Here is a 7,545-nt window from a genome sequence, read left to right on the forward strand (position 1 = left end):
GTTTGAAAATTCCCCTTATTTAACCTTTCTTCAGCATTTATCCTGATTTTCTTCTCAACCCAAACTCTATTATAATTAAAATCTTTTATTTCATCTCTAATACTTTTAACTTTCACACTATTCATTTCAGTGTTTTCCTTCCTAGTAAAACATCTCAGTAATTTACATAACAATACAATTCACTTCGCTTTAATTGAGGTTTGGACCCCCAGGGATTGATTGAATTCTACTATTTAAATAGTAGCTTTATACGGTACTACTATGTAACCTTAATTAGATTATTCCGAATTGGAATCATTTGAATTGCTTCAAAAGGGGTCCTATATAAATATCTCATTTTAACCAATTTATAACAAGCTTTAATTCAAAGTTTTTTTTATATTAATAGTATTAAATTCAAATTATATGATACTGTAATTATTTAGATTTTAATAGTCATAACTTAACACTACTGATTGAGACTACACAGCACCGCAATGACATAGTACTCCCTTCATTCAATCATATGTGTCAATCAAAAACGTATTGCTAGAACATAGATAAGGAAGGACTGTATAATACCAATACTGGACGGTACTATGTTGATAGGATAATAGGTTAAGAACTAAGCTGGACGTACTATATACCCTACTATCAGTGGCAAGGATACCTGTAAGGTAAACGAAACGAAAAGTAACAGACATGGCAAAAGACACGAGGTGAGGGCAACAGGCAAGAAAAGAACGAATGAAAGAAGAATCAAACGAAACAAGAAAGAAGATCAGCGAGAAGAATGGAACGAACCATGTGGAGAATTAGTGGTAACGTTATGCGGAGCATTGCGACGCATACTATATTTTTATATAGGGATACCCCACCCTATGGGGGCTGGGGGGTATATATGGCTGGTCTGGCATCCACTAAATATACACCATATTTTTCAAACCTTTTGGGGCTAACAGCATTCCCTACGGGCGATTCTGAGGCGATTATCTTTTACTTTATGGGAATAAAGCCCCTAACGTTGATTATGATAAGCTACCTGAATATCTTAAATATGACTTTCTAGGAGGGAACAACTAATGACTATCTTCCCAAACCAAACACCTAAGGAAAAAGTACAGGCTTGGTTAAACATGGAAAACTATTTTCATATGGATTATAAGACATACATTTTAGAGGTAGGTCTAGCAATGAAACTACCTTTAAAGATTATTATTGCCTATCTTGAAACTAATTATTTAGACTTACAGCACCTTGACGATAAGGCGTTTATATTAAAAGTGAATAAGGATATGGAAGAACTTAAAGGGTTGGTGTAATTGTTGATTATATTTATTTTTATAAATCACAATTTTAATGTCCTAGAAAGAGGGATTATTGCAAGTTAACCGATGGAACTACGCTTGCATATGGGGGAAACAGGGCTTTTCCCACGTCGTGCAATTCTACGTGTAGGTTATTACGTGATAGTGAAGTAGCAAAGAAAATACGTACACAATTCTGTTAAAATGGAATAACCGATTCTTAAAAAGAAATTTTGCAATGGAATCAGAAACATTTTAAGGGGGCTTGCTGCCATGACAGAAAATGAGAAGGAATTGATTCAACAGATATATGAAAAAGTATGTGAAATGGAGAAGACAGTGGATAGAGTAGAGGATAGTTTAGATAGGGTGGACAGTAAAATGGGTCATTTAAGTGGTGAGGAAACTTTAACTTCAGTAGAGGATAAATTGGATGATGTAAAAAGTGTATACAAAGACCTACAAAACACTTTTACAAAGGGATTTGCCGATGTACACAAGGGATTTGCTGAAATTAAAGAAGTAAATAAGAATCGTAAGACAGCAAAGGAAATCATTGAGGGCATTGCTGGGAATGGCCAAAAGCAAAAGGGACAATTAAATTAGTCCCTCAGCTTTGAAGTGATCTTTTATTATAGCTGGGTTAACTTTTAATTCTCGTGCTATTTCATGTGGTTTGTAATCTTCTATTATCATTTCATATAATCGTTTTGCCATTTTGTCAGGGTTCATTTGCTTCTTCCGTTTTTGGGGTGATATCTTACTATTACCCACCGTATTTAATCTTGTACCAAAACTATCTCCATAAGGCAAAGTACAAATATGACGCTGTGAGTCTTTCCCTATCATATACCTAGCCTTGTTATAGAACTCAGCACCGCACTTATCACAGTGGAATAGCACATTGTAGCATGTTGGTTAGTGTAGCGTGTCACAGGCGTTACAGTACCGTTATATGTTTTATTTAATCTTGCCTCATATTCTAATTTATTCATAATAGTTCCCCTTTTCATAGTTAATTAAGCAACAGTTTAAAGCGTGTTTTTGGGTTCTGAATAGGAATATACCCGACCTCCAGTTTTGGGCCTGAAAACGTTGATATACCAAGCCCTCATTTAGCTAAAGTGTTGCGTATTCTACTGTTTCTCTCTGTCTTTCTTCTAGCTGACTTCCTGCATACGTCAGAACAGTATCTCAGTCTCAAATTATTAGTTTTGAATATCCGTTTACAGCCATTACATTGCTTTGAGGAAACGGAAACCTCTTTGACTACACCATGCTTAGAATCAAGTCCATTTAGTGAATTTAAGTAGTCACATTTCACATCTTCTTTATCGAACTTGTAACGGTCATGTTTAACCAATAGAGGGCAGTGGGCGTCTCTTACTGCACACCAGTTCTTCTCCCCATTGAACTCTTTAATTAAGTTGCAACAAACCTTTGCTTCCATTTCTCCATGTCCCCTTAAATAGAAAAAGATCACTAGCTATTCACCAGTGACCTCTCTTGTAATTTGTTTTGCTATTGCTACCTTGTCAGCGTATGCCTTTTCTTTTGCTTCAATCTCTTTGATAAGACGTTCTTTGACACCACTGTCTTGTAATTGGTTAATCATAGCCTTTGTTAATTCGCTATCATTGACAGGTGATTTTTCTATGTAGTTAGCAACCTCATTTTGTAACGCCAATCCATATTGCATTGCCAATACTGGTGGTAATCCTTTTAGAACCTCGGTATTTCCTTTTCGTAATTCGTCCATTACATCTTGTTTAACGATACTAGTTAAATTCATAACTATTTTCCCTCCTTAGGTGCTTGTAAATGGTCTGGTAAATTCCCACGAGTAGCGGAAAACATTTCATTCTTAGAAACAACAGATGTCTCAAACCATGTAAAGAATGGCTGATACTGTTCTTGATTGAATGAGTGTTCCAAACGTGGATACTCTTCTTTAACTTTTGTATCTTCAAACACTTCATAAATCTCAGGTGCAATAGCATGGTATTGTTGTTGGAACTGTTTACCTACGCCAGCAACCTCAGTAAGTAATTCATAACGGTGACGGATAGCTAGGTCTGTCACGTCATACTCATAAGAACTAGACCGGTCTTTTCTCAGTACCTCTTGAAACACTGGAACATAAGCAAGTTTCAAAGCTGATCTTTTCTCATTCAACTCTTCTAACATAGAATGAATGATTTCTAATTTTGAATTGATTCCTTTTGCCTGTGCCTTTAAATAGATTCGTTCTGACAAGTTAGCATTCTCCTGGTCTAACAAAATCGCTGTCATTTCCTCCTGCATTGCCACCAGTTCCGCTTGTAGTTCCTGTTCTTCCTGATCTAAGTTCTCAGCCTTTGCCTTATACTCAGCTATAACTTGTTTAGTCTCGACGAATAAATCTTTTACTTCCATTTCACATTCCTCCAATAGTAGTTATTATTTGTAGCCTCTTCTGGACTTTATTTCTAAGATTCTGCGAACGCTAGCTAACTCAACATTAGAAACTCGTAATCGTCTAATAGCGTCCTTAAATTTGCTGTGATACAGCGGTGTGAACTCTATTTCACCTCGTTCTAGTTTTCCGATGGTACTTCTATCAACGCCCATGACCTGTTCAAAATCTGATTGAGTCTGATTCCTCAATTGCCTGACAGGTTTAATAAAACGATGGTCAAAGTCCTGTTTGTATTCCAAGTTATTCACCTTCCTTGTTTGGGAACTTCATATAAATAGAAAAAGGCATGTCATACGACACACCTTAACTAATAGGAGATCAATTCAACTATCATTATCCGTAGGAAACCATTTAAAGCTTCCTCTATTTTAATATCTTTGAAACCATAGGGCATTACAGGTAGAAAAGCCATCTTTCAAACAGTTTTTTAAAATAAAGGTTCTTTATCACTAAAGAATATGTATATAGCAAATAGAATTACGAAAAAAGATATTCCTTGAAGGCTTAGCCACTTTACAACAGGAAATGACCCTTTTATAATGAAATTAATAAATAATTCATGTGAAGTGGTTTTTCGTTAGAAACGTAATAAACATAATTGATATACATAAAATCCTAACTTCTAAACCTTGACAGGGTGGAGGTCGTGAGTTCGAGCCTCTCCGGGGTCATAAAAAAGAGACACCATATCAACCTTCTACGTGATATGGTGTCTCTTTTTATCTAATTCAATTACTTCCCACCAAACATCTTCTCCAAAGACTTCGCATTGGCAAACAATACTTCTTTCAAGTTATCGTCAGCAACGATTTTATAATCGCCATCTTTGTCTTTCTTTAAGTTCAATGTAACCTCGCGAGTTGCCATTGCTGCATCTTTATCTGCTAAGTTTTTGACGATAGTTGATGTCATTGTTTTTTCGATTGCTTTTTCAGATTGTTCTTTGTCTTCACTAAAGGCACTAGCGAACGCCATTGGCATAACTTCTCCCACTGCTTTTGTTACAGCAACGGATAGATCTGCAGATGTAATTTTCACTTTCACTTCTGCTTTGTCATCCTTTTTCAATACTTCTTCTAGCTTTTCAAATTTAAAGTTCTTTGTAATTGCACTTAGCATTGCTTTTGCCTCAGCATCATCTGTTTTTTCATTTAGTTTATTAAATTCCTTGTCACTCTCAACAAATGTACGAGCCTTTTCTACATCACCTTTTTGTATCGCTGTTAAAAATTCTTCTGTAGTATCTTTCGGATTTGCACACCCCGCTAAAACACCTGCTGTTAATCCTACTACCATCATTAATAGCAATAATTTCTTTATCTTTTGCACGTTCATTCTCCTCTTATCTTTTCTAGTAAGTCAGCATCATACAATATTATGAAACTGACATTACAAACATTTTTTAGTATAGCATTTATATGATTCGTTTTCTATTAATTCCCAAAAGATAAAGGGCCTTGCAGCATTCCTACAAGGCCCCTCTTCTATCAATCTGTATCCGTAGCACAAATGAACCACATTTTACGCTCCCTACTATCTAACACCATCCAAGTAGCATCCCATGCAACATCGTAAAACCAATCTGTCCAAGGGCAATAGCTTTTGAACACTTTAATATCTTCATAGCGATCTTGGAACATATATTGACATACATTCACGGCTAATTGTTTTGCGATAACTGGTCGTTCCTTAAATCCTTCATATGCTCCGCCCGACAAAATTTGAGCGGCAATGCTACCATCAAGCATGACTGCCCATTGCTCTTTAAAATGCAACTTATATTTTTCTGACGTATGTATTTTTAACTCTTCTAAGCTATTGATTATATCTAAAGAGTTAAAGATTCTTCTAAAGAAGTGCTCGTGTCCATCTTTCCAATATGGTATTTCTTTAAAAAAATTTTCGTTATGTACTTTAAAACAGCTTATAACCACTCCGCCATTTACGTTTTGTTCCTTAAATGTATGTATGAGTTTCTCAATAGATGAGTCATTCGTTTCTATTTTTTCAAACGTTCCTGCTTTCCATCTCATAACGCCCACCACTCTCTATTCAAAATTTGTTTCTTAATTATAAATATCAAAATAAAACCCAGCAACTTTAAGATTGCTGGATTATCTCTTATTTATATTTAAAAAAACAATAACAATTGCTCCAATTATATAATGCCCTGCTACCATCCACATACTCCGATCAAAAATCATAAGCGATAACCAGAGTGATATATTCATAGTAGCAAATAATAAATATAAAATGTAATCTCTCTTTTGTATTGCTCCTCTATTCATCAAAATGTAAGCGGCACCGATAGGAGGAAAAAGACAAATATTTTTCTTAACGACTACGGATGCGGAGTTAGTGTCTGCATATGAACCTCCTTTTCATCATAATACTTGCTTCAACATCGGCCTCACTACCCTATATTCATCACTATAAGCTTCCTTTATGATTAAAGGCGGGTAATCACTTTTTTCTTCCTCAATCATTATGAATACTTCTGTTTTCTCTTGTAATGTATTAGATTCTCTATTTTTAGTAGGTTTTTTACTTGTTTTAATTTTCTTTGTTACTTCGCCAAGTTTTTGCCCAACTTCTTCTACTTTGGCAGGTTCATTCGTAACATAGTATTCTTGTTCGTCCCATACTAATATAGGTGGCACTTGTTCTCTTTTGTTACATATTATATAAGTAGTACTAGCTACAAGTAGTATACAAGTTAATAAATAGAAGATAGTTTTTTTATTCATATACTACACTCCTTATCTATCATTTCATTGGATTATATAACACAATTTATTTTCAGAAAATGGATTTGGTGGTAATTTTCAGGTTGAACAATAAAGAAAAACCTTACCAAAGTAAGGTTCCGTTTTTACATTCTATAGTGACTGATTAATTAATACGATCATTACAATAATTGCTATAAGCATAACAACTAAACAGCCGATTAATTTATAAAATCCTCGCTTCGTTAATGTCCCACCTTGAACGTCTTTACGAATAAATAAGAATACGGCTAAAAATAATACAAGCCCAATGCCAAAAGCATACATCATTTGCATATGTTAATCTTCCTTTCTCTCCTCCATCTTAATATCTTTTTGCTAAAACAACAAATGAGATAAAGACGGTACTCATTGTAAGTGCCATAAGTATATTCAATAATTCAGTAGCTGATAGTGTAAGTATTTTTAAGTTTAAGCCGATAGAGAAAAGAAGATAATATGCCGTTAATGCAAAAAAGGTTACAAACATTCCTTTATAACGAATCAGTTTCATTCGCTCGTCTTTTTCTTTAAATTGCGGATGCAAGTAGCTTAGACAGAAACACATAATCATCATCCCCAGCAATGGATACGTTATGGCTGGCGGTGCAGAATGCGTCATTATACCTGTTAATATCATAAATCCACTCATAAATAGAAAAATAATCCCCATAATTACAAAGTACTTTTGTGAATAATTCATCCCTATTCCCCCTCTTCTTTTCCTTCATAAATAAATACATGTTCTATTGTTGTCTGAAATGTTTTCGCTATTTCAAATGCTAGCGGAAGTGATGGATCGTATTTCCCTTTTTCAATTGAGATAATGGTTTGTCTGGAAACTCCAAGTTTCTCAGCCAACTTTTCTTGAGATAGTCCAAATTTTTTTCGGTATTCGACCATTTTATTTTCCAAGGAAATTTCTCCCTCCTTCCATATACCGAGTATATATGTAAAGGAAACTTTACGTCAAGTTCCCTTTACATATATTTTGATTATTATTCATGCTATTTATATAGAAGAAACTTTTTTAAAT

General features: G+C 34.7%; 12 protein-coding genes. 2 read left to right on the forward strand and 10 right to left on the reverse strand.

Going from position 1 to position 7,545, the window contains the following annotated elements:
- The first annotated feature begins 1,061 nt into the window (after positions 1 to 1,061).
- Both ACQGSG_RS24330 and ACQGSG_RS24335 read left to right on the forward strand, forming a co-directional pair.
- Positions 1,062 to 1,301: a hypothetical protein gene (locus ACQGSG_RS24330; RefSeq protein WP_053564967.1), complete on the forward strand. Its 240-nt coding sequence runs from the start codon at positions 1,062 to 1,064 to the stop codon at positions 1,299 to 1,301.
- A gap of 258 nt (positions 1,302 to 1,559) precedes the next feature.
- Positions 1,560 to 1,892 carry a hypothetical protein gene (locus ACQGSG_RS24335; protein ID WP_053564968.1) on the forward strand — a complete coding sequence of 111 codons (333 nt, stop codon included), beginning with the start codon at positions 1,560 to 1,562 and terminating at the stop codon, positions 1,890 to 1,892.
- On the opposite strand, the gene ACQGSG_RS24340 is transcribed toward ACQGSG_RS24335, so the two are convergent.
- From ACQGSG_RS24340 to ACQGSG_RS24385, 10 genes are all read right to left on the reverse strand, one after another.
- Entirely contained in the window at positions 1,884 to 2,135 is a 252-nt protein-coding gene (locus ACQGSG_RS24340) for a hypothetical protein (protein ID WP_325842703.1), read from the reverse strand. The two genes, ACQGSG_RS24335 and ACQGSG_RS24340, sit on opposite strands and share 9 nt — an antisense overlap.
- A 637-nt stretch (positions 2,136 to 2,772) precedes the next feature.
- Positions 2,773 to 3,078 carry a hypothetical protein gene (locus ACQGSG_RS24345; RefSeq protein ID WP_053564971.1) on the reverse strand — a complete coding sequence of 102 codons (306 nt, stop codon included), beginning with the start codon at positions 3,076 to 3,078 and terminating at the stop codon, positions 2,773 to 2,775.
- 2 nt (positions 3,079 to 3,080) lie between these two features.
- Positions 3,081 to 3,701: a hypothetical protein gene (locus tag ACQGSG_RS24350; protein ID WP_053564972.1), complete on the reverse strand. Its 621-nt coding sequence runs from the start codon at positions 3,699 to 3,701 to the stop codon at positions 3,081 to 3,083.
- 24 nt (positions 3,702 to 3,725) lie between these two features.
- The gene (locus ACQGSG_RS24355; RefSeq protein ID WP_053564973.1) at positions 3,726 to 3,992 is read right to left on the reverse strand and encodes a helix-turn-helix domain-containing protein; all 267 of its coding nucleotides are present in this window, start codon (positions 3,990 to 3,992) and stop codon (positions 3,726 to 3,728) included.
- Positions 3,993 to 4,476: 484 nt separating this feature from the next.
- Positions 4,477 to 5,073, reverse strand: a complete 597-nt coding sequence (locus ACQGSG_RS24360) for a DUF4878 domain-containing protein (protein ID WP_214632251.1) — start codon at positions 5,071 to 5,073, stop codon at positions 4,477 to 4,479.
- Between the two features lie 158 nt (positions 5,074 to 5,231).
- Positions 5,232 to 5,777, reverse strand: a complete 546-nt coding sequence (locus ACQGSG_RS24365; RefSeq protein WP_001267321.1) for a hypothetical protein — start codon at positions 5,775 to 5,777, stop codon at positions 5,232 to 5,234.
- Positions 5,778 to 6,128: 351 nt separating this feature from the next.
- The gene (locus ACQGSG_RS24370) at positions 6,129 to 6,491 is read right to left on the reverse strand and encodes a hypothetical protein (RefSeq protein ID WP_001036576.1); all 363 of its coding nucleotides are present in this window, start codon (positions 6,489 to 6,491) and stop codon (positions 6,129 to 6,131) included.
- A 132-nt stretch (positions 6,492 to 6,623) separates the two neighbouring features.
- Complete coding sequence (locus tag ACQGSG_RS24375) at positions 6,624 to 6,806, reverse strand: DUF3976 domain-containing protein (protein WP_001178294.1); 183 nt, start codon at positions 6,804 to 6,806, stop codon at positions 6,624 to 6,626.
- A 28-nt stretch (positions 6,807 to 6,834) separates the two neighbouring features.
- Positions 6,835 to 7,212 carry a hypothetical protein gene (locus tag ACQGSG_RS24380; RefSeq protein ID WP_001109895.1) on the reverse strand — a complete coding sequence of 126 codons (378 nt, stop codon included), beginning with the start codon at positions 7,210 to 7,212 and terminating at the stop codon, positions 6,835 to 6,837.
- A gap of 2 nt (positions 7,213 to 7,214) precedes the next feature.
- Positions 7,215 to 7,424 carry a helix-turn-helix transcriptional regulator gene (locus ACQGSG_RS24385; protein ID WP_000428506.1) on the reverse strand — a complete coding sequence of 70 codons (210 nt, stop codon included), beginning with the start codon at positions 7,422 to 7,424 and terminating at the stop codon, positions 7,215 to 7,217.
- Between the last annotated feature and the right edge of the window lie 121 nt (positions 7,425 to 7,545).

Origin of the sequence: Bacillus sp. GMa5/1 (assembly GCF_050172015.1) — a bacterium.
Classification (GTDB): Bacteria; Bacillota; Bacilli; order Bacillales; family Bacillaceae_G; genus Bacillus_A; species Bacillus_A cereus.

Excerpts from the sequence above, each read along its gene's own strand:
- ACQGSG_RS24340 (WP_325842703.1), bottom strand. The coding sequence starts at position 2,135 with ATGATAGGGAAAGACTCACAGCGTCATATTTGTACTTTGCCTTATGGA.
- ACQGSG_RS24375 (WP_001178294.1), bottom strand. The coding sequence starts at position 6,806 with ATGCAAATGATGTATGCTTTTGGCATTGGGCTTGTATTATTTTTAGCC.
- ACQGSG_RS24370 (WP_001036576.1), bottom strand. The coding sequence starts at position 6,491 with ATGAATAAAAAAACTATCTTCTATTTATTAACTTGTATACTACTTGTA.
- ACQGSG_RS24345 (WP_053564971.1), bottom strand. The coding sequence starts at position 3,078 with ATGAATTTAACTAGTATCGTTAAACAAGATGTAATGGACGAATTACGA.
- ACQGSG_RS24350 (WP_053564972.1), bottom strand. The coding sequence starts at position 3,701 with ATGGAAGTAAAAGATTTATTCGTCGAGACTAAACAAGTTATAGCTGAG.
- ACQGSG_RS24365 (WP_001267321.1), bottom strand. The coding sequence starts at position 5,777 with ATGAGATGGAAAGCAGGAACGTTTGAAAAAATAGAAACGAATGACTCA.
- ACQGSG_RS24335 (WP_053564968.1), top strand. The coding sequence starts at position 1,560 with ATGACAGAAAATGAGAAGGAATTGATTCAACAGATATATGAAAAAGTA.
- ACQGSG_RS24330 (WP_053564967.1), top strand. The coding sequence starts at position 1,062 with ATGACTATCTTCCCAAACCAAACACCTAAGGAAAAAGTACAGGCTTGG.
- ACQGSG_RS24380 (WP_001109895.1), bottom strand. The coding sequence starts at position 7,212 with ATGAATTATTCACAAAAGTACTTTGTAATTATGGGGATTATTTTTCTA.